29 protein-coding genes are annotated in these 26,999 nt (G+C 63.8%); 14 read left to right on the top strand and 15 right to left on the bottom strand.

Annotated features, from left to right (window positions below):
- Position 1 precedes the first annotated feature (1 nt).
- Both hisC and P6U23_RS04155 read left to right on the top strand, forming a co-directional pair.
- Positions 2–1,099: a histidinol-phosphate transaminase gene (hisC, locus tag P6U23_RS04160; RefSeq protein WP_407178329.1), complete on the top strand. Its 1,098-nt coding sequence runs from the start codon at positions 2–4 to the stop codon at positions 1,097–1,099.
- Entirely contained in the window at positions 1,096–2,040 is a 945-nt protein-coding gene (locus tag P6U23_RS04155) for a prephenate/arogenate dehydrogenase family protein (protein WP_407178328.1), read from the top strand. Before hisC ends, P6U23_RS04155 begins: the two co-directional genes overlap by 4 nt.
- A gap of 101 nt (positions 2,041–2,141) precedes the next feature.
- On the opposite strand, the gene P6U23_RS04150 is transcribed toward P6U23_RS04155, so the two are convergent.
- Together P6U23_RS04150 and P6U23_RS04145 are read right to left on the bottom strand one after the other, a co-directional pair.
- Positions 2,142–2,396, bottom strand: a complete 255-nt coding sequence (locus P6U23_RS04150) for a hypothetical protein (RefSeq protein ID WP_407178327.1) — start codon at positions 2,394–2,396, stop codon at positions 2,142–2,144.
- Positions 2,397–2,567: 171 nt separating this feature from the next.
- A complete protein-coding gene (locus P6U23_RS04145) occupies positions 2,568–3,764 on the bottom strand; it encodes a DUF2125 domain-containing protein (protein ID WP_407178326.1) in 1,197 nt (398 codons plus the stop codon).
- 117 nt (positions 3,765–3,881) lie between these two features.
- On the opposite strand from P6U23_RS04145, the gene P6U23_RS04140 reads away from it, so the two are divergent.
- The gene (locus P6U23_RS04140) at positions 3,882–4,481 is read left to right on the top strand and encodes a gamma-glutamylcyclotransferase (protein WP_407178325.1); all 600 of its coding nucleotides are present in this window, start codon (positions 3,882–3,884) and stop codon (positions 4,479–4,481) included.
- On the opposite strand, the gene P6U23_RS04135 is transcribed toward P6U23_RS04140, so the two are convergent.
- From P6U23_RS04135 to ftsE, 4 genes are all read right to left on the bottom strand, one after another.
- Positions 4,471–5,238, bottom strand: coding sequence for a lysophospholipid acyltransferase family protein (locus P6U23_RS04135; protein WP_407178324.1), 768 nt, complete (start codon positions 5,236–5,238; stop codon positions 4,471–4,473). The two genes, P6U23_RS04140 and P6U23_RS04135, sit on opposite strands and share 11 nt — an antisense overlap.
- 26 nt (positions 5,239–5,264) lie before the next feature.
- Complete coding sequence (locus P6U23_RS04130; RefSeq protein WP_407178323.1) at positions 5,265–5,978, bottom strand: YdcF family protein; 714 nt, start codon at positions 5,976–5,978, stop codon at positions 5,265–5,267.
- Between the two features lie 79 nt (positions 5,979–6,057).
- A complete protein-coding gene (locus tag P6U23_RS04125) occupies positions 6,058–7,026 on the bottom strand; it encodes a cell division protein FtsX (protein ID WP_407178322.1) in 969 nt (322 codons plus the stop codon).
- Between the two features lie 3 nt (positions 7,027–7,029).
- Entirely contained in the window at positions 7,030–7,689 is a 660-nt protein-coding gene (gene ftsE / locus P6U23_RS04120) for a cell division ATP-binding protein FtsE (protein ID WP_407178321.1), read from the bottom strand.
- 150 nt (positions 7,690–7,839) lie between these two features.
- Here ftsE and P6U23_RS04115 point away from each other — a divergent pair, with 150 nt between their 5' ends.
- Together P6U23_RS04115 and P6U23_RS04110 are read left to right on the top strand one after the other, a co-directional pair.
- The gene (locus P6U23_RS04115; protein ID WP_407178320.1) at positions 7,840–8,700 is read left to right on the top strand and encodes an MJ0042-type zinc finger domain-containing protein; all 861 of its coding nucleotides are present in this window, start codon (positions 7,840–7,842) and stop codon (positions 8,698–8,700) included.
- Positions 8,701–8,739: 39 nt separating this feature from the next.
- On the top strand, positions 8,740–9,114 hold the full coding sequence (locus P6U23_RS04110; protein ID WP_407178319.1) for a response regulator: 375 nt from the start codon (positions 8,740–8,742) through the stop codon (positions 9,112–9,114).
- A gap of 460 nt (positions 9,115–9,574) precedes the next feature.
- Here P6U23_RS04110 and P6U23_RS04105 read toward each other — a convergent pair whose 3' ends face one another.
- On the bottom strand, positions 9,575–10,912 hold the full coding sequence (locus P6U23_RS04105; RefSeq protein WP_407178318.1) for an ATP-binding protein: 1,338 nt from the start codon (positions 10,910–10,912) through the stop codon (positions 9,575–9,577).
- A complete protein-coding gene (locus P6U23_RS04100; protein ID WP_407178317.1) occupies positions 10,909–11,571 on the bottom strand; it encodes a response regulator in 663 nt (220 codons plus the stop codon). Before P6U23_RS04100 ends, P6U23_RS04105 begins: the two co-directional genes overlap by 4 nt.
- A 352-nt stretch (positions 11,572–11,923) precedes the next feature.
- Here P6U23_RS04100 and P6U23_RS04095 point away from each other — a divergent pair, with 352 nt between their 5' ends.
- From P6U23_RS04095 to P6U23_RS04080, 4 genes are all read left to right on the top strand, one after another.
- Entirely contained in the window at positions 11,924–12,673 is a 750-nt protein-coding gene (locus P6U23_RS04095; protein WP_407181778.1) for a hypothetical protein, read from the top strand.
- Between the two features lie 68 nt (positions 12,674–12,741).
- A complete protein-coding gene (locus tag P6U23_RS04090; protein WP_407178316.1) occupies positions 12,742–13,146 on the top strand; it encodes a hypothetical protein in 405 nt (134 codons plus the stop codon).
- A gap of 104 nt (positions 13,147–13,250) precedes the next feature.
- A complete protein-coding gene (locus tag P6U23_RS04085; protein WP_407178315.1) occupies positions 13,251–13,514 on the top strand; it encodes a PepSY domain-containing protein in 264 nt (87 codons plus the stop codon).
- A 108-nt stretch (positions 13,515–13,622) separates the two neighbouring features.
- Entirely contained in the window at positions 13,623–14,417 is a 795-nt protein-coding gene (locus tag P6U23_RS04080) for a hypothetical protein (RefSeq protein WP_407178314.1), read from the top strand.
- 162 nt (positions 14,418–14,579) lie between these two features.
- Here P6U23_RS04080 and P6U23_RS04075 read toward each other — a convergent pair whose 3' ends face one another.
- On the bottom strand, positions 14,580–15,761 hold the full coding sequence (locus tag P6U23_RS04075; RefSeq protein WP_407178313.1) for a radical SAM protein: 1,182 nt from the start codon (positions 15,759–15,761) through the stop codon (positions 14,580–14,582).
- A gap of 137 nt (positions 15,762–15,898) precedes the next feature.
- Positions 15,899–16,162, bottom strand: a complete 264-nt coding sequence (locus P6U23_RS04070) for a hypothetical protein (RefSeq protein ID WP_407178312.1) — start codon at positions 16,160–16,162, stop codon at positions 15,899–15,901.
- A 266-nt stretch (positions 16,163–16,428) separates the two neighbouring features.
- On the opposite strand from P6U23_RS04070, the gene P6U23_RS04065 reads away from it, so the two are divergent.
- Positions 16,429–16,899 carry a helix-turn-helix domain-containing protein gene (locus P6U23_RS04065; protein ID WP_407178311.1) on the top strand — a complete coding sequence of 157 codons (471 nt, stop codon included), beginning with the start codon at positions 16,429–16,431 and terminating at the stop codon, positions 16,897–16,899.
- Between the two features lie 346 nt (positions 16,900–17,245).
- A complete protein-coding gene (locus P6U23_RS04060) occupies positions 17,246–18,547 on the top strand; it encodes a hemolysin family protein (protein WP_407178310.1) in 1,302 nt (433 codons plus the stop codon).
- A gap of 45 nt (positions 18,548–18,592) precedes the next feature.
- On the opposite strand, the gene P6U23_RS04055 is transcribed toward P6U23_RS04060, so the two are convergent.
- Positions 18,593–19,510 carry a LysR family transcriptional regulator gene (locus tag P6U23_RS04055; protein WP_407178309.1) on the bottom strand — a complete coding sequence of 306 codons (918 nt, stop codon included), beginning with the start codon at positions 19,508–19,510 and terminating at the stop codon, positions 18,593–18,595.
- Positions 19,511–19,677: 167 nt separating this feature from the next.
- Here P6U23_RS04055 and P6U23_RS04050 point away from each other — a divergent pair, with 167 nt between their 5' ends.
- The 3 genes from P6U23_RS04050 (at position 19,678) to pyk (ending at position 23,768) form a co-directional block, all read left to right on the top strand.
- Positions 19,678–20,976, top strand: coding sequence for an MFS transporter (locus P6U23_RS04050; RefSeq protein WP_407178308.1), 1,299 nt, complete (start codon positions 19,678–19,680; stop codon positions 20,974–20,976).
- Between the two features lie 42 nt (positions 20,977–21,018).
- On the top strand, positions 21,019–22,092 hold the full coding sequence (locus P6U23_RS04045; protein ID WP_407178307.1) for a tartrate dehydrogenase: 1,074 nt from the start codon (positions 21,019–21,021) through the stop codon (positions 22,090–22,092).
- Positions 22,093–22,349: 257 nt separating this feature from the next.
- A complete protein-coding gene (gene pyk / locus P6U23_RS04040) occupies positions 22,350–23,768 on the top strand; it encodes a pyruvate kinase (RefSeq protein ID WP_407178306.1) in 1,419 nt (472 codons plus the stop codon).
- A 64-nt stretch (positions 23,769–23,832) separates the two neighbouring features.
- Here the strand turns inward: pyk and P6U23_RS04035 are convergent, their stop codons facing one another.
- The 4 genes from P6U23_RS04035 to nikR form a co-directional block, all read right to left on the bottom strand.
- Positions 23,833–24,963 (bottom strand): nickel/cobalt transporter, encoded by a 1,131-nt coding sequence (locus tag P6U23_RS04035; RefSeq protein ID WP_407178305.1) that lies wholly within the window; start codon positions 24,961–24,963, stop codon positions 23,833–23,835.
- Positions 24,960–25,601, bottom strand: coding sequence for a DUF1007 family protein (locus P6U23_RS04030; RefSeq protein WP_407181777.1), 642 nt, complete (start codon positions 25,599–25,601; stop codon positions 24,960–24,962). Before P6U23_RS04030 ends, P6U23_RS04035 begins: the two co-directional genes overlap by 4 nt.
- Before the next feature lie 194 nt (positions 25,602–25,795).
- A complete protein-coding gene (locus tag P6U23_RS04025; RefSeq protein ID WP_407178304.1) occupies positions 25,796–26,212 on the bottom strand; it encodes a DUF2946 family protein in 417 nt (138 codons plus the stop codon).
- Between the two features lie 117 nt (positions 26,213–26,329).
- Positions 26,330–26,824 (bottom strand): nickel-responsive transcriptional regulator NikR, encoded by a 495-nt coding sequence (gene nikR / locus P6U23_RS04020; protein ID WP_407178303.1) that lies wholly within the window; start codon positions 26,822–26,824, stop codon positions 26,330–26,332.
- Positions 26,825–26,999: the final 175 nt, after the last annotated feature.

Below are 26,999 nucleotides of genomic sequence, written 5' to 3'. Positions count from 1 at the left end.
GATGTCCCGCCCCGTGCCGAATCCCGGCATTCTCGATATTGCGCCCTATACGCCCGGCAAGAGCCCGGTGCCGGAACCGGGCCGCAAGGTGTTCAAGCTTTCGGCCAACGAAACACCGTTTGGCCCCTCGCCCAAGGCGATCGAGGCTTACAAGGATGCGGCGGCGCATCTGGAGGACTATCCGGAAGGCACGTCCAGGGTCTTGCGCGAGGCGATCGGCCGCGCGTTCGGGCTCGACCCCAACCGCATCATCTGCGGCGCCGGTTCGGACGAAATTCTGAACCTGCTGGCGCACACCTATCTGAGCCAGGGCGACGAGGCGATTTCCACGACACACGGCTTTCTCGTCTATCCGATCGCGACCATGGCGAACGGCGCGAAGAATGTGGTCGCGCCCGAGACCGAGTTTACCGCCGATGTCGATGCTATTCTCAAAGCGGTGACGCCGCGCACCAAGATGGTGTGGCTCGCCAACCCGAACAATCCGACCGGGACCTATCTGCCGTTCGACGAGGTCAAGCGGCTGCGCGCCGGCCTGCCCTCGCATGTGCTGCTGGTGCTCGACGCGGCCTATTCCGATTACGTGTCGCGCAACGATTACGAGCGCGGCCTTGAACTCGTGGCGACCACGGAGAACACCGTGATGACCCACACCTTCTCGAAGATCCACGGTCTCGCCGCGCTGCGGGTCGGCTGGATGTTCGGACCGGAACACATCGTGGATGCCGTCAATCGGATTCGCGGACCCTTTAATGTCTCGACGCCCGCGATGCTCGCGGCGGTGGCCGCGATCGAGGACACCGCGCATCTGGAAATGTCGAAGGCGCACACAGAGAAATGGCGCAACTGGCTGACGGAGGAGATCGGCAAGCTCGGATTGAAGGTGACGCCAAGCGTCGCCAATTTCGTGCTGATCCATTTCCCGGCCGAGAAGGGCAAGACCGCGGCCGATGCTGACGCGTTTCTCACCAAGCGGGGGCTGGTGCTGCGCGCGCTGAATAACTACAAGCTGCCGCACGCCTTGCGCATGACCATCGGCACCGAGGAGGCCAACCGCCTCGTCGTCGAAGGCTTGCGCGACTTCGTGGGCGGCAAGTGAACGGCGTCGCACCGCAATTTGCGCGGCTTGCGCTGATCGGTTTCGGCCTGATCGGCGGATCGATCGCGCGCGCCGCGCGGGCGCAAGGGTTGGCGGGCGAGATCGTCACGACCGCGCGCTCGGAAAAGACACGCGCGCGGGTCGCCGAACTCGGCGTCGTCGACCGCGTGGTCGACACCAACGTGGAAGCGGTCAGGGATGCCGATCTCGTCATCCTCTGCATTCCCGTCGGTGCCTGCGGCGCGGTTGCGCAGGAGATTGCCGCATACCTCAAGCCAGACGCGATCGTCTCGGATGTCGGCTCGGTGAAAGGCGCTGTGGTCAAGGACATGGCGCCGCATCTGCCGAAGCACGTGCACTTCGTCCCGGCGCATCCCGTGGCCGGCACCGAACATTCAGGGCCCGATTCAGGCTTCGCCGAACTGTTCATCAATCGCTGGTGCATCCTGACGCCGCCGGAGGGTACCGACGCAGGCGCAGTCGATCGCTTGCGCGCGTTCTGGGCCGCGATGGGCGCCAAGGTCGAAGCCATGACGCCGGAGCATCATGATCTCGTGCTGGCGATCACGAGCCATCTGCCGCACCTGATCGCGTACACCATCGTCGGCACGGCCGACGAGCTCGCGCAGGTGACGTCGTCGGAGGTGATCAAGTTTTCTGCCGGCGGTTTTCGCGATTTCACCCGCATCGCCGCGTCCGATCCCACCATGTGGCGCGACGTTTTCCTGGCTAACAAGGACGCCGTATTGGAGATGCTCGGCACGTTCAACGAGGACCTCTCCAAGCTGACGCGGGCGATCCGGCGCGGCGACGGCGAGGCGTTGTTCGAGCACTTCACCCGCACCCGCGCCATCCGCCGCGGCATTGTCGAAATCGGGCAAGATTCCGCTGCGCCCGACTTCGGGCGTCCGCACCCGCAGCTCCAGAAGAAGCCGGACTAAAAAGGAGGGCCCAACCAGGGATTGGCCGAGCCCTGTCGGTTGGAGCAACACACGGGAAAGATGTTGGGCGTCATGACGCCCGCAGGGAGGACTTCGAAACTTCAGTAGGCTCTGCCGAAGGGCCTGTGATGCATCCGATGCGGCCGCACCTCCAGCCTCGAGCCACCTATGTCAGGACGCGGAGGGTAAAAGGCCAGCGCATCGCGCGGCGCCGATCGCCCCGCATTGAGAACGTCGGCGTTGGGATGATAGAATGCAAAAGCACCGGGTTCCTGAACTGCGGCCTGCGCAAACGCCTGTGTGGCAAACAGCGCGGAGAAAAGCACCGCCGCGCCGAATAACTTGAAACCAGCCATCGCTCTCCTCCTGTCACGGCCCACAACGGAGGGTTCGGGCCGTCTGAGAACTAGACCTACAGTTGGGCGCTCTCATTCCCGACCAAAAGAGGAGCAGCCATCACGCTTGCGCGAGTGCGCTACAAGCTTCGGAAATTACCGCTCGCGAGGACGTGAAATGATGCTCGAACTTCAAAATAGCGGCGGGATATCGGCGACTTTCAAGGGTCCTAAGAACACCGCACCGTCGACGAAGCGCAGGGGAAAGGCCCGCGCCTTCTTGCCTTCGAGCTGAGCTTCGGTGCCGAGCGCATTGATACCGGCGGCGACACCGACGTTCGCGTTCTGCTTCACAACTTTGCCGAGGCCAGGAATAGCGCGATCGAGCGCACCGAAGAGATTATTGATGTCCTGGCTCTTCACGCCAGGCGCGACACGGTCCAGCGTTGCTTGCGGCACGCCTTGCTCCAGCATCTTGTCGATTCCCAGCGCCGGGATCACTTTCTCGATCCCCGCGACCGTCATCTGCAATTCGCCATCGAGCCGGCCATTGGCCGAAAGACCCAGATTGCCGGCCGCGACTGCAATCACATCGCCCTGCTGGACGCGCGATTGCAGAATTTCGATATGGCCGCCCGCGGCCTGGATCTCGCGAAAGCGCTCCGGCCACGGCTTGGGCGCGAAATCCTTCAGGCCACTCACCATCGCCCGCACATCGGCATCGAAAGGCTGCGCGAGGAGCGGATGCACCCCCTGGATACTGCCCTGGTTGATCTCCACCACACTTTCGATATCGGGATGATCGGTCGGCGAGCCCTGCGCGATGCGGCCGTGCAGCTCGATATGCTTGGCGCTGGCAAACGGGACTTGCACGGTCCCTTCGAGGCGATCGATCGCGGCATCGTCGAACACGATTGAAGCGCGCTGGGGCGTCGCCGGCAGGCCAACCACGCTGCTGCGTCCCTTGCTCCAGTTGACGATGTAAGTCGGCTGCTGCGTACCTTGCTCAAAGATCTTTGCCGGCGCAGTGAACTCGGCGATCACGAGTTTCGGATCGTAGATCTGCGCGACCGCGAGTATCTCGCCAAGCTTTGCCGTAACCGGGGTTTGCGACGGCTGGCCGGCCGTCTGCGAGATCAGTGACACGGTCACGTCGTTGCAGCGGACTTCGAGACGGAATGGGAAGCCTGCGATCGAACGTCGCGCGCAGTCGTAGACCCGGCCGGATCTTGCCTCCTGCGCGCGCCAGGCATCGGCCTTCACACCGACCTGGGAGGCGGCGTAAAACCAGAATACGCTCCAGCCGATGGCGGCGATCAGAAGCAGAACGGGAGCAACGAAAAGCGGCCAAAGCGGGCGCTGGCGCGGCGCAAGCGTAATATCAGACATGGGCCGACCCCTTTGAGCAGCAATTTTGTCAATAAAGCGGAGACAGATCGGCACGGCCAAGCCGGGCCATTTTGATCATTCGCCAAATTCTGCTAGCCGTTAACCGCAATGGCGGCAATGACCCTTTCCGATACGGACTCTTCCAAAGGCGACCTCTGGGTGTTCGGCTACGGTTCGCTGATGTGGCGACCGGGCTTCGACTATCTCGAGCGGGTTCCGGCACGGCTGATCGGCGAGCACCGCGCGCTGTGCGTCTATTCCTTCGTGCATCGGGGCACGCCGGAGAGACCCGGATTGGTGCTCGGCCTTGACCGCGGCGGGGCGTGCCGCGGCATCGCTTTCCGGGTCGACGCCAACAGGCGCGCGGAGACCATCGCCTATCTGCGCGCGCGCGAGCAGGTCACGTCGGTCTACCGCGAGGTCACGCGTTCGGTGTGGCTGGAGGACGACGCGCGGCAGCGCGTGAGCGCGCTTGTTTACGTCGTCGATCGCGGCCATGTGCAGTATGCCGGTCGGCTGACGCCGGCCGAGCAGCTTCGCCACGTGCTGCAAGGGCACGGCCAATCCGGCAACAACCGCGACTACGTCCTATCGACGGTGAAGGCCATCGAAGCGGAAGGTTTTCGCGACGGCGCGCTGCATCAGCTCGCGCTGATGCTGCATGAGTCGCATCCGCTGCATGCCGCGCCGGATGGCGAGAAAAGCGTCACGCCTTGACCGTCGTCGACGCGCGGCCGAACAACCGCGTCTGCTCGGCGCGGCCGGCCGCGACGAGTCGCTCGGTCGTTTGTTCGATCGCGGTCCGCAGGCGCTCGAGAAATTCCTCGCGCGGCAACCCCGGCGGCAGAGGGTCGAGAAACTCGACCACCAGCGTTCCCGGATAACGCATGAAGGTGCGGCGCGGCCAGAACAAGCCCGAATTGAGCGCAACCGGCAGGCACGGCACGCCGCACTCGACATAGATCTGGCCCACGCCGGGCTTGTAATGTGGCACCGCGCCGGGCGCGGTGCGCGTGCCTTCGGGGAAGATCACAAGCTGGCGGCCGTGACGAACCTCCTGCACCGCGCGACGCACCATCGCCAGCAGTGCACGCCCGCCGGCGCGGCGGTCGATCGCGATCATGTTCGCCTTTTTCAGGAACAGGCCGAAGATCGGAATCCACAGCAGCTCGCGCTTGAGCACGAAGAACGGCGCCTCGAACAAGTGAAGCAGCGAAATGGTCTCCCACATCGACTGGTGCTTGGAGGCGACGAGCAGCGGCCCGTTCGGAATCTTCTCGGCGCCCCTGAACTCGACCTTGATGCCGCAGATGACGCGCATCAGGACGATATTGGTCTGTGCCCACCAGTTTGCGACACGCAGCAGGGCTGCGCGTGGCAGCACGAGCGTTGGCACCGCAATCACGGCCCAGAACAGGAAGACCGGATAGAACAGGATGTTGAAGAGGAGCGAACGCAGGAAAATCGCAACCATCGAAGACCTTAAATTAGTTCGCCAAATTAGTTCGCCTGAGCCGTCGCCGGCCGGCGCGGCGGGCCTAAAGTCGCGGGAGCTTCCGGCGCATCGAAGTTCAACTCGATGTCGAGATCGGCCAGACGCACCCTCAACTCAGCAGCGAGATATTTCACATACTCCGATAACACCAGTCGCAGGGTCGCACCACCGGACCACCATGGTTCTTCGCGCCATTTGTCGCTGACCACCGCGAAAGGGATGAGCTCGATGTCGGGCATCGCGTGCGACAACTCAACGATCGCACGCGGCATGTGGTAGTTCGACGTCACCACGATCAACGATTTGAATCCGCGCTCATGCGCCCAGCGCCGCGTCTCCGCCGCGTTGCTGCGGGTGTTGACGGCGGAGCGGTCGAGATCGACGCAGCATCCCAGGTAGGACTGGCCTTCGGGAAGCGAGCGCGAGATGTCATTGGCTCCGCTCGAGGGATGCACGCCGGAGATCAGCAGCCTTTTGCCGTAGCCTGCGGCCAGCAGCTCCATCGCGTCGGATACCCGCGAGCTCCCGCCGGTCAGCACCACGATGCCATCCGCCTTGTGGTGGGGTGCGATCTCGGTGCCGCGGAGCTGCGCCAGGAAGCCGCCAAAGCCGGCCGCGACAGCAACGACGGCAAAACCCAACACCGCGACGATGGTCCTGCGCAGCCGGCCTCGTCCCCGGCGCGCGGGCGCATGCGGCTTGTCGTCGGGCGTGCTCATATGATGGTTAACGTCCTCTTCGCCGGGTCATGTTAGAAAGCTTTTTGGGCGAAGTGGAGTCCGCCGCGTCACGCCCACGTCACTCGATCTCGTCCAGCGTGGCAAACAGCGTCCGGCGCGAGGCCCAGGCGGTGATCGCCGCGATCAGCACCGCTTGCACGGCCAGCGCGAGATAGCCCGATGGCCGCAACGAGAACGTGCCGAGCAGCGCCGCGAACTGGTCACCGACCGGCGTGCCGGAGAACCAGGTGGCGATCGATTCGGAAAAGCCAAACGCGAGCATGGCGAGGCCGCCGCCGATCAGGCCGCCTTCGAGCCCGAGCAGCAGAAAATGCCAGAAGAAGCGGTCCGCGATGTAGCGGTCGCCGGCGCCCACGAAATGCAGCACCTCCACGATCGGACGGTTGGCGGCCATCGCGCCGCGTGTCGCGAAGGATACCGAGATGATGGTCGCGACGATCACCAGCGCCAGAATGCCGAGCCCCGCAAACACCGTGGCGCCGCTCATCGAGCGCATCCGCTCGATCCAGGCGCGGTGATCGTCCACGGTGGCGGTGGGGGTAGCCTGCGTCACCGCCTTGCGCAAGCCGGCCAGATCGAGCGCGCTGCCAGGCTGCACGCGCCCGACGATGAGGCGCGGCACCGGGAGATCGTCCAGCGCCAGCCCGCTGCCCAGCCACGGCTCCAGCAGCTTTGCCGATTCATCCCTGGTGAAGGGACGGACCTCGAGGATGCCCGATTGCGCGCGCATCGCCGCCGCGGCCGCCGCCGTGTCGCGCTCGAGATCGCGCCCGGTTTGCGGCCGCACCTGAACGGTGATCTCGCTGCCGACGTCGGACTGCCACTCGGCGGCCGAGGCGCTCACCAGCAGCACGGCACCTGTCGTCAGCGAAGCGAGGAAGGTCATGATGGCGACCACGGCGACCAAAGCGCGCCCGGCGATCGAAGCCCGCGGCACGATCGGCGACAGGTTGCGGGCGCGCGCCGGCAACTGCGGACGCTCGTTGCCGAGGTCCACCAGAGGTCCGTGCTGCTCAACCCTGCTCATGGCCTACTCGTAAATATGCAGACGGCCCTGGTGCAGCACCAGCCGCCTTGCGTCATATTGGTCCATCAGCGTGATGTCGTGGGTGGCGATGACCACCGCGGTGCCCGACTTGTTCAATTCGATAAACAACCTGAGCAGCCGCCGTCCCAGCGTCGGATCGACGTTGCCGGTCGGCTCGTCCGCCAGCAAAAGCTGCGGACGGGAGATCACGGCGCGGGCGATCGCCGCACGCTGCTTCTCGCCGCCCGAGAGGATCGGCGGCAACGCGTCCATCCGCTCGCCCAATCCGACCCATTTGAGCAGATCGATGACCTCCTTGCGGTAGCTCGATTCGTCGCGCCCCATCACGCGAAACGGCAGCGCGACGTTCTCATACGTCGTCATGTGATCGAGCAGGCGAAAGTCCTGCAGCACGATGCCGATCCGTTTGCGCAGGTTCGCGACGCCGTCCTTGCCCAGGAGCGAGACGTCATGGCCGAACAGATTGACAAGGCCGCGCGTCGGCCGCAGCGACAGGAACAAGAGCTTCAATAAGGACGTCTTGCCCGCGCCGGAGGGGCCGGTGAGGAACTGGAAGGAATGCGCCGGGATGGCGAAACTGAGGTCGCGCAAAATCTCCGGTCCAAGCCCGTAACGCAATCCGACATTTTCGAACCGAACCAAGCCTAGCTCCGTTCGATGGGGGACCCGGATGGAACCGGTAAACCGCGCATAAAACGCGTGCCGCGAAGCGGTTTTGCTTCGGCTATGGTTTCCGGTTCGTTAACGGTCGCCTTGTAGCATTGCTGCAGGGTAAGCTGAGAATCCTGCTTCATGCACATCGTCTGTCCCCATTGTACAACTTCTTACGCGATCGATCCGTCCACATTGGGCGCCACCGGCCGCATGGTCCGCTGCTCCCGCTGCAAGGAAGTCTGGCTGGCGCGCCCCGAAGATGCGGTCGAGCCGGTCGCGCCTATGATGGCTGGAGCCAGCCCGACGAACGACACCGATGCCGCGGCCGAATGGGAGGCCATGGCGCGCGGAGAAGCCGGCGAAGAGCCCCCGCATGTCGAGAGCCCATCCATTGCGGGCGACTTCCCGTCCGACCGCAACTTCTCGTCTCACATAGATGAAGCCGATTGGCAAACTATGGCGAGCCATGAGGCGGAGGAAGGGCAAGATGGCGGCCGTCAGCCCTGGTTCCGCAAGCTTTTGCCGCATTTGGCGCCGCGGGGGCGCGTCGGCAGGATGCTCCTAAAGCCAAGCACCGCCTGCGCCGCCATGGGGGCCCTCGCGGCTGCCCTGGTGATCTGGCGGGCCGACGTGGTGCGGCTGATGCCGCAAACCGCCGGCTTCTACCGGATGGCCGGCCTTGGGGTGAACCTGCGCGGTGTGCAGTTCAAGGATGTCAAGGTCACGACGGAGACGGTTGAAGGTAAGGCAGTGCTGGTGATCGAAGGCACCATCGTGGGCGAGACCCGCAAGAGCGTCGACCTGCCCCGGCTGCGCTTTTCCGTGCGCGATGCGCAAGGAGCGGAAATCTATGCCTGGAACACAGTGCTGGACCAGACGGTGCTGAAGCCCGGCGAACGCGCGCCCTTCAAGTCGCGCCTGGCATCGCCGCCCGCGGAAGGACGCAGCATCGACATCCGCTTCTTCAACAAGCGAGACATTGCCGGCGGAAGTGTATAATGCGGGGCAATCGCATTTTCGCTGGTGAGATTGTCTCCGATGTCGCGCGTCCTGATTGCCGATGACGAAGATTCCATGCGCACGCTGGTGGCGCGGGCGATCGCCATGGACGGTCACGAGACCGTGACCGCGCAGGACGGCGCCGAGGCGCTGGAGATTCTGACACAGGAGGACGGCGCCTTCGATCTCCTGCTCACCGACATCCAGATGCCGGTCATGGACGGAATCGCGCTGGCGCTGTCGGCGGCGCGCGACTTTCCGCGCCTGACCGTCTTGTTGATGACCGGCTTTGCCGACCAGCGCGAGCGCGCCTCCAACCTCAACGCCATCGTTCATGACGTGGTCACAAAACCGTTTTCGGTAGCGGATATCCGCACCGCCGTGGCGGACGCGCTGGCCGCGCGGAAGGGGTAGCGGCAAGTACGGAGGCGTGATCCGCCATGGCCGGGCTTGTCCTGGCCGTCCACGTTCTTGCCTCCGAATGAAGAAAGACGTGGATGCCCGGCACAAGCCGGCCATAACGAGCAAGGCCCGATGACTTTCGTACTAACGACAGCATTTCCAAATTCAAATTTCAAACGGCGCCCTCCGTCATTGCGAGCGTCAGCGAAGCAATCCAGACTCTCTCCGCGGATGCAGTCTGGATTGCTCCGTCGCTTCGCTCCTCGCAATGACGATGGAGGGAGAGGCATGTGTTCGCAGTCTCGCCTCAATTCGCCCGAGTTTTGCTTCAACACTCCCCCTCTTCGAAAATCAGAGGGCGCAGGGAATGCCGGATGCTGGCTGCACCCATGGCTACCGCGCAAAAAACTGCGCAACGCGCGCGCTGACCAACAGGTTCAGCCGGAGCAGTCCGGCATTCCCCGCAGGGCATCTACATCCCGCGGGAGACTTCCTTTGAGGGATCGACCGCAAGCGGCAGACGGACCGTCACGCGAAGGCCCGAGCGGTCGGTTCCACCGATGTTTTCCAGCCCGATGGTGCCGCCCAGCCTCTCCACCACACGGTTCACGATCGATAAGCCAAGGCCGCTGCCTTCTCCTTGCGGACAGGAGCCGCGAAAGAAGGGCTCGAAGATCCGTTCCAAATCGGAGGATGCGATACCGGGTCCCGTGTCCTCGATTTGCAGGACGGCCATCTCTCCCTCTCGATACACGCCGACATCGATGTTTCCCGAACGCGGCGTGACGCGCAGCGCATTATCGAGCAGATTGCGGACCATCGTCGTGAGCATCACAGGCTCGGCGCGTACCGCGACTGGTTCAACAAGCTGGAAGCCGAGATCTATCCCGCGATCAAATGCATGCGGGAGCAAGTCAGCGACGACCTCCTTGGTGGCGCCGTCCAGCGCGAGCAGCGGCATTTCGCCGGCTTCCGCGAGGGGAGCTTCCTGTCGAGCCAGCGCAAGCAACTGCTCGAGCAGATGCTTGGTGCGCTGCATGCCCTGCCGGAGCGCGGCAAGGCGGTCCCGCGCGGCCTCGGGAATGTCCACCGAATCGAGGTTCTCCGCCTGCAGGCTGAGCGCCGTAATCGGCGTCCGCAATTCATGTGCGGCATCGGCAACAAACCGCCGCTGCTGATCCATCAAGGAGCGTATTCGCGCCAGCAATCCGTTGATGGAGTTGATGAACGGATGCAATTCGCTCGGCGTACCCAAGAGCGGCAGCGGCGTGAGATCGTCGGCGCGCCTCGCGTCGAGATCGCCCGCCAGCCGCACCATCGGCCGCAGCGAGTGCGCGATGACCAGCGCGGTAACCAGCATCAGACATGGGATCAGCGCGGCGATCGGCAGCAGCGTGCGAAAGGCCATGTCGCGCGCGGTCTCGTCGCGAACCGCGGTCGGTTGCGCGACAGCGAACCGGCTTCCGTCCGAGCGCGTCTGCAACAGGACCCGGATCGGCTGCCCCTTGCGGGTCGCGATTTGCAGGCCGTCCTTCAAGCCGAAGAGCTGACGATCGTCGGCTGGGCCGCGCGGCGTCTTTCCCAGCTCGATCAGCCAGACGTCGGTATCCTGCTCAACGCCCTGCAGCGGCTGGCCGCCGGAAAAACTGCCGCTTTGAGCGACGCTCGCGAGCTGGATCAGGACCGAATCCTGCAGCTCCATGGCCTCGCCGAATGCCCATTGGTAGACGAACATGACGCCGATGGCGCCCGTCAGGATGATGATTGCGGTCAGCCCGATGAACAGGCGTCCGCGCAGCGACCTGATCATGACGAGCGGTCCACCATCCAGCCGACCCCACGCACGTTGCGGATCGCCGCAGCCCCGAGCTTCTTGCGGATGGTGTGGATCAGGAACTCGATCGCGTTGCTCTCGACTTCCTCGTTCCAGCCATAGATCCGCTGTTCGAGTTCGCTGCGCGACAGGATCGTGCCCGGCCGCGCCAACAGCGCCTGCAGCAGCGCGAACTCGCGCGCGGTGAGCACTGCGCTCTCGCCGGCGAAAGAGGCTTCGCGGGTAGCCGGATCGAGGCTGAGCTTGCCATTGCTCAGGACCGGCGAAGCACCGCTGCCTTCGCGGCGGAGCACGGCGCGCATCCGCGCCAGCAACTCCCGCATCGCGAACGGTTTGATCAGATAGTCATCGGCGCCGAGATCGAGCCCCTCGATCCGCTCGTCGATGCCATCGCGCGCGGTCACGATGATGACGGGTAGCCTACGGCCGAGCGCACGCAAATGCCGAAGCACGTCGCGGCCATCGGTCTTCGGCAGCCCGAGGTCGAGCAGAGCAAGCTCGTACGTCTCGCTCTCCGCCGCATGGATGGCGGTCTCACCGTCCGTCACCCAGTCGACCGCGTAGGCCGCATCCTTGAGCGCCTGCTGCACGGCCGTGCCGATCATCCTGTCGTCCTCGATCAGCAGAACTCGCATCCTCTTGATCCTCGTCCGGACACGGGCGGCGGAGCGCCCCGTTCTCATGCGCGAGACTTAGCGCAGACTTAGGACGCCGTCGCGCACCGCGCGCTGCGGGGAACACGCTCGTTTGAGCAGTTCCGCAAAATCTCGCGTTACCGCATGACGAGATTAGGTTCAGCTAGTTGCACGGCCGTTCACCTCTCCCCGCCGGCGAGAAGTGAACCGAGTCCGCGGCCGGCCTCGCGTCAGCCGAAGCTCATCTCACTCTAAGTCGCGCCTAAGTCGGCCGTGATTTGGCGACATCTGACGCTCATTTGCTTTCCGGGAGAACTACGTGTCCACCACCTGGCAAATCCGCCTATCGCCGATGCTGAACAAGGCTCCAGAGGTCACTCTGATCTTCTGGGCCATCAAGGTGCTCTCAACGACGGCCGGCGAGACCGGCGCCGATTATCTCGCGGTGCATGTGGGTCTTGGGGCAAACCTGACGATGGGATGCATGGCTTCCCTGCTGCTCGCGGCGCTGATCCTGCAGCTCCGCACCCGCCGCTACGTTCCATGGATCTACTGGCTGACCGTGGTTCTGGTCAGCATTGTCGGCACCCAGATCACCGATCTCCTGACAGATAAGCTTGAGGTCAGCCTTTATGTGAGTACGGCCTTTTTCGCCTGCGCGCTGGCCGCGACATTCGCGATCTGGTTCGCCGTCGAGCGCACGCTGTCGATCCGCACCATCGTGACCTCGCGCCGCGAGCTGTTTTATTGGGCCGCCATTCTCTTTACCTTCGCACTCGGCACGGCGGCGGGCGACCTCGCCACTGAAGCGCTCGGGCTTGGATTCCGGCTCGGTGTGATCGTGTTCGGCGTGCTGATCGCGTTCGTCGCCGTTTTCTATACGCTCGGCTCCAATCCGGTTCTCACCTTCTGGCTGGCCTACATTCTCACCCGGCCACTGGGAGCCTCGCTCGGGGACCTGCTGTCGCAATCGCGACATTATGGCGGCGTCGGCCTCGGCACGGTGCACACCAGCCTCGCATTCCTCACCATCATCATCGCGCTGGTCGCCTGGGTCACTTTCGAAGGTGAGCGCACCGAGCGCGCCGATCTCGCGCAGTGATTTCCGCATCTTGCACATCCACCAGAAGCCCTGGCGATCACGCACGGGCCGCAATGAGGAGATTTTAAATGAACAGACTGATCCTGGCCTCGGCCATCGGCGTAATGACGGTCGCTTGGGGCGAGCCGCATATGCGTGCAGGTGAGACAATCTCGTTCGTGCCGCTCGCCGAGGCCGCAATGTCGTCGAAGCTCGGCGACCTCTCGCCGTTCCGCGCCATCGTCATCGACGTCGCAGCCCTGATCGACAAGGGCGATCTGACGGGCGCCAAGACGCGGATCAAGGATCTCGAGGTGCAATGGGACGATGCGGAAGCCGCCCTGAAGCCGCGCGCCGCGGTCGAGTGGCACATCGTCGACAAGGCGATTGATCGGGCGCTCGACGCGTTGCGTGCAGCAACGCCGGATTCGGCCACGTGCAAGCAGGCCATCACCGAACTCTTGTCGGCGATGGACACGGTCGAGAAGTCCTGACGGGACCTGGCACCAATCGCCGGCCCTAGATTCGTGAGGGGGCAAGAAAGGAGCTAGAGATGAGAAGAATGTCTTCGGCCATGGTGAGCCTCGCAGCAGGCCTCATGTTCGGCACGCTGCCCGCTTGGGCTTACACCGGCGAGAAGCTGGCAAAGCAGGCCAAGATCGGGATCGCACAAGCGCGAGCCATTGCTCTCAAGGCCCACCCCGGCAGGATAACGGACGAAGAGCTTGAATGGGAGAAGGGTGGCAGCGGCCTGCGCTACTCTTTCGACATCAAGCATGGATCGACCACGCAAGAAGTCGGCGTCGATGCCCGCACCGGCAAGGTGCTCGAAAACAGGAAGGAGGGGCGTCACCCGGATTGAACGCGCATTCCGCCCGGCGAAAGCTTGGCGCTGAAACGCTTAACGCCTCGCGCGGCCTTGGTTGGAAACCACTCGACCCATTCCCCTTTAACGACGTGATGCAATGCCATGACAGCTTTCAAATCCCACGATCCACGCGACGCTTTCACAAAGGTTCCTGAGGTCACGCTGGTCTTCTGGATCATCAAGATTGCCGCCACCACCCTCGGCGAAACCGGCGGGGACTCGGTGACGATGACCCTGGACTGGGGGTACTTGACGGGGACGGCGATTTTTCTTGCCGCGCTCATCGCCCTGGTGGTGGCGCAGATTCTGGCGAAACGCTTCCATCCGTTCCTCTATTGGGCGACGATCGTTGCTTCCACCACCTTTGGCGCGACCATGGCTGATTTCGCCGACCGGTCGTTGGGGATCGGCTACACAGGAGGCTCGTCGCTGCTGTTGGCCCTGCTGCTGGCGACGCTGGCGCTTTGGTATTTTGTCGAGGGTTCGATCTCGGTTGCAACGGTGAGCCGGCCGAGAGTCGAAGCGTTTTACTGGGCCGCCATCACATTTTCCCAGACTCTGGGAACGGCGTTGGGAGATTGGGCAGCCGATACGACCGGCCTCGGCTATGAAGGCGGCGCGCTGTTGTTTGGAGCGGGGCTGGCCGTTCTGGCAGCGGCATATTTCTGGACCAACATCTCGCGGGTGACCTTGTTCTGGGCCGCTTTCATCTTGACGCGACCGCTTGGCGCAACCGTTGGCGACTTCCTTGACAAACCCATCGACCACGGTGGCCTCGCGCTCAGCCGGCCGGTCGCCTCCGCTGTCATCGCCATGTTCATCGTTGGCTGCATCCTACTCCTGCCGCAACGGGCAGGAAGGCACCCCGGCGAATCCTACGCGAGCACCGGAAGTTAGCTTAGAGTCCACCGGTCAGGTTGCAGAGCCGAGCGAGCGCCTACGACCAGGCTCGGCATTGCGAAGCGCGAAAGCGGCAAAGCGATCCGGACTGCATCCGCGGAGAAAGTCTGGATTGCTTCGCTTCGCTCGCAATGACGCGGGGTGTTGGGCGCGTGTCCGTCAGGCGCGCGCCAGCGCGTCGCGCACGTTGACGCGCTCCCCGCCCGGCTTGCTGACGTAAAGATGCCTCTCCAGCACCGACTGCACATTTTCGAACATGGCGTAGAGGTCGTCGCAATAGACGGAAGGATTATCGTAGCCGTTCTTCCTCGAAAAGCGGTGCGGAAGATAGCCGCCGCCACAGGCATTCATGAATTTGCACTGCCGGCATTTCTCGCACAGATTGATCGAGGCATCCCGCGCGACCTTCCAAGTTGGCTCGTTCCTCACCTCGTCGATCGCATGCTCGAAGATGTTGAATGTCGTCTGCGTGAGCCCGTCCCCCGCAATCCGCAGCACGTCGTGGGCTTCCACGGTGCCGTCGGTCATGATCGTGCAAAGCTCGACAGGCCTGTAGCCGACGCCCTCGGTCGGCGAATTGTTGGCGAGCATGGCGGCGATCATATCCGAAATGATTCGGATATTGACCGTCGGCTTGCTGCGGTTTGCCTCCAGCCACAAGTCGAACAGGCCGTTGTAGAACGCGGCGATCGATGGCGGCTTCTCATCTACCGTGGCATCGGGGATCATGATATCGTAATACGCAATTCCGTGCTCGGCGAAGAACTCGACATATTGGCTCGGCGGATAAGCAGGATTGCAGACCGCCAGCGCGCTTACGCCGATGTCGCGAGACACGAGCATGCGAGCCGCACGTTCGACGGCGGCGTGCGTCCCCGTGCCCTGAAATGTCCGGCGGTGAGCGTCGTGAATATGCGCCGGTCCATCCAGACTGATCGCTACCGAAATGTTGTGCGCCTCGAAACAGTCCAGCCATTCATCATCGATCAACACGCCGTTCGTGGTGACCGCGATGGGCATTTCGGTTCCCGTTCGCGATGAAATGGATGCGCAGGCCCCGGCAAAGCGGTGGAAATTCGTGGTTCCCCACAGCAAGGGCTCGCCCCCGTGCAGAACGATGGGAAAATCGTGAAAAGAGTATCTGGTGAGGTGCTCTTCGATCCGCAGCAGCAACTGCTGCGCTACCTCCTCGCTCAGGAGCTTGGGCTTGGCATAAACCGCCGCATCGCGGAACCAGTAGCAATAGGAGCAATCGATGTTGCATCTCGTTACCACCTTGACCAGCAACTGCGAAATCGGCCGGTCTTGAAACGCGACGGCATCTGCATCAATGGCCGACATACCGATCACCCGGACACGCTCGAAGAACCGACGCGCGATCTGGAGCGATGAGACCGCGTTGAAGCGTCGCGCTGCTCGAGCTTCTGTTTGAGCATGATCTTTTCGGAAAGCCGCTGCACAGTTTTCCGGACGATGCGCTAGTAGCCTCGGGCAAACCCTCTGCGGAACGCGCCGGCGCCCGGATAGTATCCGCCCCGGCGGAAGCCACCCGCGTGCGGCCCACGGATGAAGCCGCCACGCCTGAAATAGACCTGGGTCGGTTCGGCCTTGTCAGAGGCAACACCTTGCTCGGAGTCGCGCATGCTGTTCAGCAGCGCGTCGATGCCCTGATGATCGCTTTGGATCGTCGCGCCCGGCCCGTGCAATTGTAAAAGGCTCGCCAAGATCTTCAGCGTCAGCATGGCCATGCTCCTGCTTCTCGCCAAGAAAGCGCTTAACCTAAGTTATCCTCTTCTTGCGACCTCGGCAATGTCGTGCGCTGTTCAGGCCGCGTTGTGAACCGACAACTGGGACAGCATTGCTGACGAATAATTTGAGAACCGAGACGATTGCGGCGTCAAGCTCTCTGGCGTTCAATGATGCCGCGCTCATGTCGCCGGCAGTGTTGAATTGCTGACGCTGCTGCACGACACGAGCGCTCAGGGACTCCTCCGCATGGAGTATGGCCATGGCAGTCCGCGCAACCCACGCCGAGACAGGCGAGGATTTCATCCTTCTCGATGACATCCAGCCGTCGCGTCGCCTCGCCTTCGCGCGCGAACGAATGCTTCTCTGTCGCCTGTATCTCGGCCTGATCAGAACCATGAACGATGACTACGGCGCCGAGTTTACCAAATACAGCGACAGCGCCACATTCAGGACGATCGGCATCTATGTCTTTCTGCGCACCGTCATGTGCTCGCCGGTGCGCGCGAGCACGGTCGCGCAGGCGCTGAAGATTCCACGCGCCACGGTGCTTCGGCGTCTGCAGGAGATGATCAAGCAGGGTTATGTCGAGCGGGTGGGTAACGCCTATCGTGTGACCGACAAGGTCAACATTCCCGACCTGCAGAACAAGCTGCAACGGCGCGTGGATATGATCATCGAGACGGCCAAGGAGCTGTCCAGGCTCGATAGCTCAAGTCGATTGGCGAATTGACCGATCTGCGTGTCCCCGTTCATCCAACGCGCCGCCCGGGCGGGCGCCGTTTGCGCGGAAGGGATAGCCCTCGAATTGGGTCGTCCTGGGTCCCGGATCGCCCTCGCTGTCGCTCGCTTGCCCGGGACGACGTCCGTTGTTGCTTTCTCGATTCATTTTCGAACAGCGCACGCCGTCATTGTGCGTCCGCGCCGGCATCGTGCGATGGCCTGGGCTGTGTCAATTTGACGCGAAGAATCCAGTGCAACAGCGCGGGAACAGAACGAGGATCGGGCAACCAAAGCCGAGCTTGCTTATATAAGGCGCAGTCCGCGCATTGAACCGCGGCAAGTCCGGTACACTCAAAATGTTGCTTCTTGAACTCGCCATCGTCGTTGTCCTGATCGTCGTCAACGGTTTGTTGTCGATGTCCGAATTGGCGATCGTCTCCTCCCGCCCCGCGCGGCTCGAAATCCTCGCGCAAAAGCGCGTTCGCGGCGCTGAAACCGCGCTCAGGCTTGCTTCGGATGCAGGAAAATTCCTGTCCACTGTACAGATCGGGATTACGCTGGTCGGCGTCCTGTCGGGCGCGTTTTCGGGAACCACGCTTGGTCAGCGCCTGACCGAGCGCTTCGTCGAGCTCGGCCTGTCGAAATCGATATCGGACGTGCTTGGGATCGGCCTTGTCGTGACCATCATCACCTACGCGACGCTGATCGTCGGCGAGCTCGTTCCGAAGCAGGTGGCGCTGCGCGATCCAGAAGCTGTCGCCGTCAAGGTCGCCCCTGCAATGGATTTTCTGGCGAGGATCTCACTGCCGCTCGTGGCCCTGCTCGACGTCTCTGGAAAGGCGGTCCTGACGATACTCGGCAGGAGCGGCGCAGCCGAAGAGAAGATTTCCGAAGACGAGATCCATCACGTGGTGAGGGAAGCGGAGAGTGCGGGCGTGCTGGAGCCCGGAGAAAAGGAGATGATCGCGGGCGTGATGCGGCTCGGCGACCGCCCCGTGGGCGCCGTCATGACACCTCGCACCGATGTCGATGAGATCGACCTCAAAGACGATCCGAAGGTGATCCGCGAAGCCCTCGCGAAGAGCCCGCATTCGCGCCTGCCGGTCACCGACGGCGATCGCGATCGCCCCATCGGCATCCTGCAGGCAAAGGATATGCTGGTCGCCTATCTGCGCGAGGAAGTACCCGACTTTCGCGCCCTCGTGCGCGAAGCGCCGATCATTCCGGCATCCGCCGACGCCCGCGACGTGCTTGCGATCTTGAAGGCTTCGGCGGTGCATATCGGTCTGGTGCATGACGAATACGGTGCGTTCGAGGGCGTTGTCACGGCCACCGACATCCTCGAAGCCATCGTCGGCGCCTTTCATTCCGAAGAGGGGCCGCCTGAACCTGCCTACGTGGCGCGCGCCGACGGCTCGTTTCTGGTCGCCGGATGGATGCCGGTCGACGAATTCGCGGAGCTGTTATCGGTGCCCGTCCCGCCGCACCGCGGCTATCATACGGTCGCCGGCCTGGTCCTGCAGCAATCCGGAACGCTGCCTGACGTCGGTTATTCCTTCGATCTCGAGGGGTGGCGGATCGAGGTCGTCGATCTCGATGGGCGTCGGATCGACAAGATCCTGGCAACGAAGATCAGCGGGACGTTTCCCAAAATCTGACGCGTTGCCCGCACGCGGCGGGCAAGGGCACCAGGCTGGCCGCCATCAAGCTTCTCTTGCGTATTTTCTCAGCCGCGCTTCCAGGATCGCGACAATGGAATCGCGAACAGGATCGCGCGAGCCGCGCAGCCATGCAGCGGCCAGCGGCAATCTGCCGGCAGGCTCGGCCTGCCTGAGCTTGAGCGGCACGAAACGCACGCCCGCGATCGCCATCCGCGATGTCCAGCGCGGAACGATGGCTACGCCCAGCCGGGCCGCGACCAGATTGACGATGGTCTGTTTCTCGTCGGCGACCTGGACGACGCGCGGCTGCAGGCCGGCCTCCTCAAACAGCTTCATTGTCAGGTCGTGGCTGTGGGGGCGCGAGCGCCGGTCCGGGACGATCAGGGGCTGATCGGCGATTTCGGCAAGCGAGATCGACTTGCGGCCGGCCAGCGCGTGCCTTTGCGGAAGCGCCACCACCGCCGTCTCCATCAGCAGCGGCCGCAATTCGAGCCGCTTGTCCGGCCTGCCGGGCGGACGCACAAAGGCGAGATCGAGGGCGCCGGAAAGGATTTTTGGGAGCAGCCGGACCGTTTTCTCTTCGAGAAGCTGCACTGCCACCTCGGGATGCTTCACGCGGAAATCGTGCAGCAGCGGCGGCAGCAGGCCCGCCGCAGCGCTATCGATCGCGCCGACCCTGAGGCGGCGCGCTCCCCTTGCGCGGGAACGATTGCGGAGATTCTGCTCGACTGCTTCGACCCGCGTCAGGATGGCGCGGGCGTCACGAAGCAGCGCCGCGCCATCGTCGGTCAACGAAACGGCGCGCGTCGTTCTGGCAAACAGCCGCGTCCCCAGATCCTCTTCCAGCAACCTGATCTGGCGGCCAAGGGCGGAGGGCAGGATCTGCAGGTGTTGCGCCGCCCTGCCGAAGTGCAATTGCTCGGCGGCCGCCACAAAGCAGCGCAGTTGATGCAATTCCATGGCCGATGTCCTCCCCCGAGTAACGCGCGATTATATCATTTTTTTGTATAAACCGGGGGCAATTGCATTGTCGCGGTGCCGCCGCCTAGGCTTTGAGCCGCGGCGCGAACGGATTGTCCGCCGAGATCAATAAAGAAGACCAATAACGAGGGTTCAAGGAGGCCCAAGTGGCGGGCGAGCTCGAGACGCGCGTGCTGCGCAAGATCACTCTGCGCATTGTCCCTTTCATTATGCTGCTCTACTTCGTCGCCTTCATCGACCGCGTCAATATCGGTTTCGCCGCGCTGACGATGAACAAGGATCTCGGCTTCTCGCCGGCGGTCTTCGGTTTCGGCGCGGGCATATTCTTCTGGGGCTATTTCCTGTTCGAGGTCCCCTCCAACGTGATCCTGCACAAGGTCGGCGCCCGCATCTGGATCGCGCGGGTCATGATCAGTTGGGGATTGGTTTCGGCCGCGATGGCGTTCGTGCAAGGAGCGACGAGCTTCTACGTGTTGCGCTTCCTGCTCGGAGCCGCCGAGGCCGGCTTCTTTCCGGGCATCATTCTCTACCTGTCCTACTGGTTTCCGGCGCGGCAGCGCGCCGCAGTGACCGCGTTATTCATGGCTGCGGCACCGCTCTCGACCGTGCTGGGCTCGCCGCTCTCGGGCGCGCTGCTTCAGATCGACGGGTGGCTGGGCTTCAAGGGCTGGCAATGGCTGTTCGTGCTGGAGGCGCTGCCGGCCGTCCTGCTCGGGCTCGTCGTCCTCGGCTTTCTCACCGACCGTCCGGAGCAGGCGAAATGGCTCGGTGACGAGGAGCGCAACTGGCTGGTCAGGACCATGAATGCGGAGAACACGGACAAGGCTGCCACCGCGAGCCACAGCCTGTGGGCGGGGCTTGCCGATCTGCGCGTCCTTGCGCTCGCCCTGGTCTATTTCGGCACCTCCGCGGGCCTTTATACCCTCGGCGTTTGGGCGCCGCAGATCATCAAACAGTTTGGACTCTCGGCGCTGGAGGTGGGCTTTCTCAATGCCGTCCCGCCGACGGTCGCTGTCGTCGCCATGATCGTCTGGGCGAGACATTCGGACCGCACCGGCGAGCGCACCTGGCACGTTGTGCTTGCCTGCCTGCTCTCCGCGGTCGGGCTCAGCTTTGCCGGCATGGCGACGGGCGTCGCCGCCGTGCTGGCTGCGCTGACGCTGGTCAATATCGGCATCAGCTCGTCAAAGCCGCCGCTCTGGAGCGTGCCGACCCTATTCCTGTCGGGCCCGGCCGCGGCAGCCGGCATCGCCACCATCAATTCGATCGGCAATCTCGGCGGCTTCGTCGGGCCCGCCATGATCGGCTGGATCAAGGACCGGACCGGCAGCTTCGTCGGCGGCCTCTATTTCGTCGGCGCCTTGCTGGTACTCTCGGCCGTTCTTACCCTTCTGCTCTCGCGCTCGCAAAGCGGACGGACCGAGCCGGCCGCTCAAACGCATTAAGATCCGCTTTCAACGGAAACATCCCTCTCACGGAGCATTCCCATGCGCACCTATTCGATTGCAGCCATTCCCGCCGATGGGATCGGGCCCGAGGTGATCTCCTCCGGCATCCGCGTGCTGGAGGCGCTGGCCAGGCGCGATGGCGCCATCGCCTTCAACGTCAAGACCTTCGATTGGGGCTCCGATTACTACAAGAAGCACGGCGTCATGATGCCGGCCGACGGCCTTGCCGAACTGAAGAAATTCGACGCGATCTATTTCGGTGCCGTCGGGGCGCCCGATGTGCCCGATCACATCACGCTCTGGGGCCTGCGGCTGCCGATCTGCCAGGGTTTTGACCAGTACGCCAATGTACGGCCGACCAAGATCCTGCCCGGTGTCGCCTCGCCGCTGCGCAATGTCGGCGTCGGCGATCTCGACTGGGTGATCGTGCGCGAGAATTCCGAGGGCGAATATGCCGGCGCCGGCGGGCGGGCGCATAGGGGCCTGCCCGAAGAGGTCGGCACCGAGGTCGCCATCTTCACCCGCGTCGGGGTGACGCGGATCATGCGCTACGCCTTCCAGCTTGCGCAGTCCCGCCCGCGCAAGCTGCTGACCGTGGTGACCAAGTCGAACGCGCAGCGCCACGGCATGGTGATGTGGGACGAGATCGCGGCCGAGGTCGCGCAAGGCTTTCCCGACGTGACCTGGGACAAGATGCTGGTCGACGCCATGACGGTTCGCATGACGCTGAGCCCCAAAAGCCTCGACACGATCGTCGCAACCAACCTGCACGCCGACATCCTGTCCGACCTCGCCGGTGCGCTCGCCGGCAGCCTCGGCGTTGCGCCGACCGGCAATATCGATCCGGAGCGCCGCTTCCCCTCGATGTTCGAGCCGATTCACGGCTCGGCCTTCGACATCACCGGCAAGGGCATCGCCAATCCGGTCGCGACATTCTGGACGGCGGTGCAGATGCTGGAGCATCTCGGCGAGAAGGAAGCCGGGGCGCGGCTGATGACGGCGGTCGAGAAGGTCTGCGCGGCCGGTGTGCTGACGCCCGACATCGGCGGAACGGCCACGACCAAAGAGGTAACCGACGCCGTGATCGACGCGATCCACGGCTCCAACGTCTGATCGGGCGATCCTGCGCGGGCTCGCCCGGGCCCAGCCCTGGCTCAAATCGGTGGAACGAAGACAGGGTTGGCGCTTTGAGTGGCCAGGGCGAGGACCCGCGCCGGCGGAGGCGATGCCGGCCGGGTTCTTGTCGAGCATGACAGCGTCACGTTTTTCGATTATCTCAGCGATCTTGTCCGGACCGGACCAACGCTTGTGAATATGAACGATGTGCGTGCCGTGCTGGTTGCAGCCGGCGCAGAAAGGACGAAGTGATCATGCGTCGTCATCGACGGGCCAAAATTGTCGCGACCGTCGGTCCTGCCAGCGCCTCTCCCGATATGCTGGAAGCGCTGTTTCTCGCCGGCGTCGATACATTCCGCCTGAACTTCAGTCACGGGACTCAGGACGACCACGCCAGAGTGCATGCCGCGATCCGTGCGCTGGAGCAGAAGCGCAGGCGGCCGATCGGCATCCTGATGGACCTGCAGGGCCCGAAAATCCGCGTCGGCACCTTGCGCGATGGCAAGATCAGCGTCGTATCAGGCGAAACCATCCGCTTCGTGTTGTCGGGATCAGAAGGCGACCGCGCGGCAATCCCGCTGCCGCATCCCGAAATCTTCGCGGCCGTGGCGCCCAACCACGATCTCCTGATCGATGACGGGCGGGTTCGCGTGCGGGTCACGGGGCTCGGCAATGATTTCATCGAAGCCAAGGTGGTCGTCGGCGGCACCATCTCCAATCACAAGGGCGTCAATCTGCCCGGAACGGTGCTTGATCTCTCGCCGCTCACAGCGAAGGACCGCACCGACCTCGAATTCGGCCTGCGGCTCGGCGTGGACTGGGTGGCCCTGTCCTTCGTGCAGAAGCCGTCGGACCTCATCGAGGCCCGCGCGCTGATCGCCGGACGCGCCGGGCTGATGGCGAAAATCGAAAAACCGGCGGCGCTGGAGCGGATCGACGATATCATCGGCCTCTCGGACGCCGTCATGGTGGCGCGCGGCGATCTCGGCGTCGAAATCCCGCATGAGGACGTGCCCGGCCGCCAAAAGGAGCTGGTGCGCGCCTGCAGGCTGGCGGTGAAGCCTGTGATCGTCGCCACACAGATGCTCGATTCGATGGTCGCCGCGCCCACCCCGACGCGCGCGGAGGCGTCCGATGTGGCGACCGCCATCTACGACGGCGCGGACGCGGTGATGCTCTCGGCGGAGTCGGCGACCGGCCGCTATCCGCGCGAGGCGGTCGAGATGATGGACCGCATCATCAAGAGCACGGAGCGGCACAAGATGTACCGATCGATCATCGAGGCGGCGCAGCCGGGCGAAGAGCAGACCCCGCCGCACGCGGTTGCCGCCGCCGCGGCCGATCTCGCTTCCGCCGTCCATGCGACCGCGATCGTGGCCTACACCTCGAGCGGGACCACGGCCGCACGCGTCGCACGCAAGCGGCCGAGCCTGCCGATCCTGGCGATTACTCCGAACCCCGAGATCTGCCGGCGGCTGTGCCTGCTTTGGGGCGCTCACAGCGTGCTCTCCGACGACGTGCAGAGCTACGAGGAAATGGTCGCGCATGCGACCGAGCTCGCGATCGAGGAAGAGTTCGCCCAAGAGCGCGATTTGCTGGTGGTCGTCGCCGGCATTCCGTTCGGGCAGGTGGGAACGACCAACAATCTGCGCGTCGTTTCAGTGTCCGCATGAGTGGAGCTTTTTGTTTGAGCATGATCTTTTCGGAAAACCGGTTTCCACTTTTCCGGATCATGCTCTACCCCGTGAACATCCAGAGCTGCTCGCTCGCCATATAGCCGGCCAGCAGCAGCGCGCCGAAGCCGACGATCAGCGCCGCGGCGCCGACCTCGACCGCTCTCATCGCGAGCATGCCGAGCCCGGCCCGCGCCGTCGCCACGCGGCCTGCGAGATGCCGCGCGCTGACGGCGAGCGTTGCGATCATGGCAACGGTGATCGCGGTGCCCAGTCCCATGATCAGCGTCGCGCCGACACCGGTCCAGAACAGGTCCTGCGCCAGCGCAAAGATGAGGACGATGATCGCCCCTGAACATGGCCGCAGCCCGACCGCGACCACGGCGGACAGGCCGCGTCGCCAGCCGCCTGCGCCGGCGAGATCCGCCGGCTCGGGCCCATGAGCGTGGCTCCAGGCGGACGCGTGATGATCATCGTGATCGCAATGGAAGCCGTGCACGTGGCCGGTGCATCCCTCGACCTGGCATTGCCCGCCACGGATGGCGATTGCGCCAGGCCGCTGGCCGTCAAGCCGCTGGCCCGTTAGCTGAAGCGGCTTGCCGCCTTGAGCCGGAGCGAAGGCAAGGACCGGCGTTTGCCGCCAGGCCAGTTCGCGGCAGGCGATGAGAAAGCCGCGGCCCTTGACGTAGAGCAGGCGCAGGCCGATCAGGATGACAAGGCCGTAGCTCGCGATCTCGACGAGATGGACCGTCAGTCCGATCGCCTTGGCGGTCGCGCCGAGAAGCGCTGCGGCAATCGCCACGATGATGATGGCGACGACCGATTGAATGCCTGCCGACGCAAATGACAGCACGACGCCGCGGCGCCAGGTCTCCGCGTTGGCGACGAGGTAAGAAGAGATCACAGCCTTGCCATGCCCCGGCCCGAGGGCGTGGAATACGCCGTAGACAAAGGAGACGCCGAACAGCCACCACATCGCGGCGCCGTCCGCCTTGGCCGCCCTGATCAGGCCCGATAGCGACCGGTAGAAGGCTGCCTGTTGCGCAAAGATCCAGCCTGTGAGTCCGGAGACCGATGTGGCAGCGGCCGGATGAGGGGCTCCGAATGGTGCCCCCTGCGCGGACACCGCATGAATTGCGCAGATCGCGAACACTGCCGCCATCGCCGTCAGCTTTGCAGCACTCGATCTGGTCATGGGCATTTCACCAGCATCTTGTTGGCGAAGATTTCTCCATAGGTGCTGGAGGCATCGAGCGGCTCGTTGTCGAGCTGACTGAGCCGCGCCTGTTCGGCCGGTGTCGGCTGGTGCGGCAAATCATAGGTCAGAATGCATTGCGGCGCGCCGGTCAAGGAAACCGGCTTGTCCTTGGCGAATTCGAAATCGACGAAGATCGTGGGATCGTAGACCTCGATTTGCACGGATTTCGCCGCGGGAGCCGCCTTCAAAGGCAGCGTGAAATGCAGCGTGAGGGCGGCGTTCTTGTAGTCGAGCCAATAGTCGACGGGATCCGAGAACTTCAGCTTCTTGCCGTCGGCGCGGGCAAAGGTGAAGTAGCCATACTCCTTCAGCGACTCCACGTTGGTCTGGGCGAGAGAGGCCAGCTCCTCCCGCGTGTACTGGCCCTTCTTGGCGTGCTGGATGCCCTGCAGCGCAAAGGCGGAAAACATGTCATCGAAGGTCCAGTCGTGGCGAACGCCGGTCATGGTGCCGTCGGCCGCGTAGAGCACTTCGCTGTGGAAGGTGACCCAGACGTGGGGATGCGCCTGCGCGCCCGTGATGAACGAGGAAAGCAGGAGAATGGCGCAGAAGCCGTAAGAGGTGCGTTTTGTCATGGCCCGTCTGCCGGATCGGGAAATCGGTTTGAAGCGCCCGCGGGCGGCGGACGGCGTGATCTCGGATGCGCGGAAGCTTTGCGTGGTGAGGCGTACGCCTTCGTCGCGCAACTGCGGGACGCCAGCGACGCCCGCGCATCGCCGCGGCATCATCGTGCAGACGACGGCGAGGGACATCGGCCCTCGGCCTTCAATCAGGATGAGCGGGCGACCTCGACCCAGTCGCGCAAGACCGGCGGCGCGCGCGACAGAAAAGCCGCACGGCGCGGCCGCAATGGGATCTCGAAAACGGAAATGACCGAACGATCGAGCTCCGCGAATTCGGGCAAGGGAGGATTCGCCGGCGCATCCGGCATCGACGAATTCGACAGCAGGAAGCTGGAGAAGCAGATCGTGCAATGGTCGTCGTCATCGGCAAGCCGCGACGGAAGCCGCTTCGTGGCTTTCTGCTGTGATGCGAGGTGCCCAACGCCCGCAACAGCCGCCTCGCCACGCTTTGCGAAGGCCAGATCCTGGGTATGAAAGTGCGCGAACGACAGCACGAGCTGCAGCATGAGCGCAGCGAGCGCGAGACAGGCTCCGCAGCGCTGCACCAAGGCCCGTGCCAACATGACTTTCGCCGCCAAGGAGTCGTTCCCGTTCACGCCGCCACTATGCAGCAAAGGAATATGGCGATCCATAGGCCATTATCGCCCGCTGTACCAGACCGCGAGCGCCTCCGCCGCACGCTAGCGCGCGGATTTCGCCTTCGCTCCGGTATGACGAACATGCGCATGAGGATGGACGTGCGGCTTGCCGCCGCCATGCGCGTGCGCCTCCGCCTCCAGCGCCACCGGGATAACCACCAGCCGTCCGTGGCGAACCCCGCGTTCGGCGATGACATGCTCGGAGAAATGACGGACCTCGGCGGAGGAGCCGCGCAGCACGGCGACCTCCAGACAGGAGTTGTGGTCAAGATGAACATGCATGGTCGCGACCGAAAGGTCATGATGATCGTGCTGAGCCGTGGTCAACCGTTTGGCGAGCGCGCGAACCTCATGGTCATAGACATAGACCAGCGCACCGACGCAGGCGCCGCTTTCATGGCCATGCGCGCCCACCTGCAGGCCCGCGCGGATCAGATCGCGCAGCGCTTCCGAGCGATTCTGGTAGCCGCGCTCCTTCTGAAAGCGATCGAGCTCCTGGACCAGGTCCTTGTCGAGAGTTGCGGTGATGCGCTCCATGGCCGGGCCCCCTGTCTGCAGCCGCGGCACAGTAGCGAACGAGCACAATGCCGGTCAATTTGCCTCCCCGGCGCCGCCGGCGCGTTCCCCGAGATAGCCTCGCCAGGACGCGTCCGGTGCCAGTCCGGCACCGGCCGAAGCCGGATGCATCTGGAAATGAAGAGCGCGGGGCCTA

The organism is Bradyrhizobium sp. STM 3562 (assembly GCF_045571435.1).
Classification (GTDB): Bacteria; Pseudomonadota; Alphaproteobacteria; order Rhizobiales; family Xanthobacteraceae; genus Bradyrhizobium.
Note: the sequence above shows the minus strand (reverse complement) of the source record. Positions and strands in the feature narration are given on the sequence as shown.

What these genes read in the sequence shown, in the direction of transcription:
- hisC (WP_407178329.1), top strand. Translation starts at nt 2, where the DNA reads ATGTCCCGCCCCGTGCCGAATCCCGGCATTCTCGATATTGCGCCCTAT.
- P6U23_RS04150 (WP_407178327.1), bottom strand. Translation starts at nt 2,396, where the DNA reads ATGGCTGGTTTCAAGTTATTCGGCGCGGCGGTGCTTTTCTCCGCGCTG.
- P6U23_RS04145 (WP_407178326.1), bottom strand. Translation starts at nt 3,764, where the DNA reads ATGTCTGATATTACGCTTGCGCCGCGCCAGCGCCCGCTTTGGCCGCTT.
- P6U23_RS04140 (WP_407178325.1), top strand. Translation starts at nt 3,882, where the DNA reads ATGACCCTTTCCGATACGGACTCTTCCAAAGGCGACCTCTGGGTGTTC.
- P6U23_RS04135 (WP_407178324.1), bottom strand. Translation starts at nt 5,238, where the DNA reads ATGGTTGCGATTTTCCTGCGTTCGCTCCTCTTCAACATCCTGTTCTAT.
- P6U23_RS04130 (WP_407178323.1), bottom strand. Translation starts at nt 5,978, where the DNA reads ATGAGCACGCCCGACGACAAGCCGCATGCGCCCGCGCGCCGGGGACGA.
- P6U23_RS04125 (WP_407178322.1), bottom strand. Translation starts at nt 7,026, where the DNA reads ATGAGCAGGGTTGAGCAGCACGGACCTCTGGTGGACCTCGGCAACGAG.
- P6U23_RS04115 (WP_407178320.1), top strand. Translation starts at nt 7,840, where the DNA reads ATGCACATCGTCTGTCCCCATTGTACAACTTCTTACGCGATCGATCCG.
- P6U23_RS04110 (WP_407178319.1), top strand. Translation starts at nt 8,740, where the DNA reads ATGTCGCGCGTCCTGATTGCCGATGACGAAGATTCCATGCGCACGCTG.
- P6U23_RS04105 (WP_407178318.1), bottom strand. Translation starts at nt 10,912, where the DNA reads ATGATCAGGTCGCTGCGCGGACGCCTGTTCATCGGGCTGACCGCAATC.
- P6U23_RS04100 (WP_407178317.1), bottom strand. Translation starts at nt 11,571, where the DNA reads ATGCGAGTTCTGCTGATCGAGGACGACAGGATGATCGGCACGGCCGTG.
- P6U23_RS04095 (WP_407181778.1), top strand. Translation starts at nt 11,924, where the DNA reads ATGCTGAACAAGGCTCCAGAGGTCACTCTGATCTTCTGGGCCATCAAG.
- P6U23_RS04090 (WP_407178316.1), top strand. Translation starts at nt 12,742, where the DNA reads ATGAACAGACTGATCCTGGCCTCGGCCATCGGCGTAATGACGGTCGCT.
- P6U23_RS04085 (WP_407178315.1), top strand. Translation starts at nt 13,251, where the DNA reads ATGTTCGGCACGCTGCCCGCTTGGGCTTACACCGGCGAGAAGCTGGCA.
- P6U23_RS04080 (WP_407178314.1), top strand. Translation starts at nt 13,623, where the DNA reads ATGACAGCTTTCAAATCCCACGATCCACGCGACGCTTTCACAAAGGTT.
- P6U23_RS04075 (WP_407178313.1), bottom strand. Translation starts at nt 15,761, where the DNA reads ATGTCGGCCATTGATGCAGATGCCGTCGCGTTTCAAGACCGGCCGATT.
- P6U23_RS04070 (WP_407178312.1), bottom strand. Translation starts at nt 16,162, where the DNA reads ATGCTGACGCTGAAGATCTTGGCGAGCCTTTTACAATTGCACGGGCCG.
- P6U23_RS04065 (WP_407178311.1), top strand. Translation starts at nt 16,429, where the DNA reads ATGGCAGTCCGCGCAACCCACGCCGAGACAGGCGAGGATTTCATCCTT.
- P6U23_RS04060 (WP_407178310.1), top strand. Translation starts at nt 17,246, where the DNA reads ATGTTGCTTCTTGAACTCGCCATCGTCGTTGTCCTGATCGTCGTCAAC.
- P6U23_RS04055 (WP_407178309.1), bottom strand. Translation starts at nt 19,510, where the DNA reads ATGGAATTGCATCAACTGCGCTGCTTTGTGGCGGCCGCCGAGCAATTG.
- P6U23_RS04045 (WP_407178307.1), top strand. Translation starts at nt 21,019, where the DNA reads ATGCGCACCTATTCGATTGCAGCCATTCCCGCCGATGGGATCGGGCCC.
- pyk (WP_407178306.1), top strand. Translation starts at nt 22,350, where the DNA reads ATGCGTCGTCATCGACGGGCCAAAATTGTCGCGACCGTCGGTCCTGCC.
- P6U23_RS04035 (WP_407178305.1), bottom strand. Translation starts at nt 24,963, where the DNA reads ATGACCAGATCGAGTGCTGCAAAGCTGACGGCGATGGCGGCAGTGTTC.
- P6U23_RS04030 (WP_407181777.1), bottom strand. Translation starts at nt 25,601, where the DNA reads ATGACAAAACGCACCTCTTACGGCTTCTGCGCCATTCTCCTGCTTTCC.
- P6U23_RS04025 (WP_407178304.1), bottom strand. Translation starts at nt 26,212, where the DNA reads ATGTTGGCACGGGCCTTGGTGCAGCGCTGCGGAGCCTGTCTCGCGCTC.
- nikR (WP_407178303.1), bottom strand. Translation starts at nt 26,824, where the DNA reads ATGGAGCGCATCACCGCAACTCTCGACAAGGACCTGGTCCAGGAGCTC.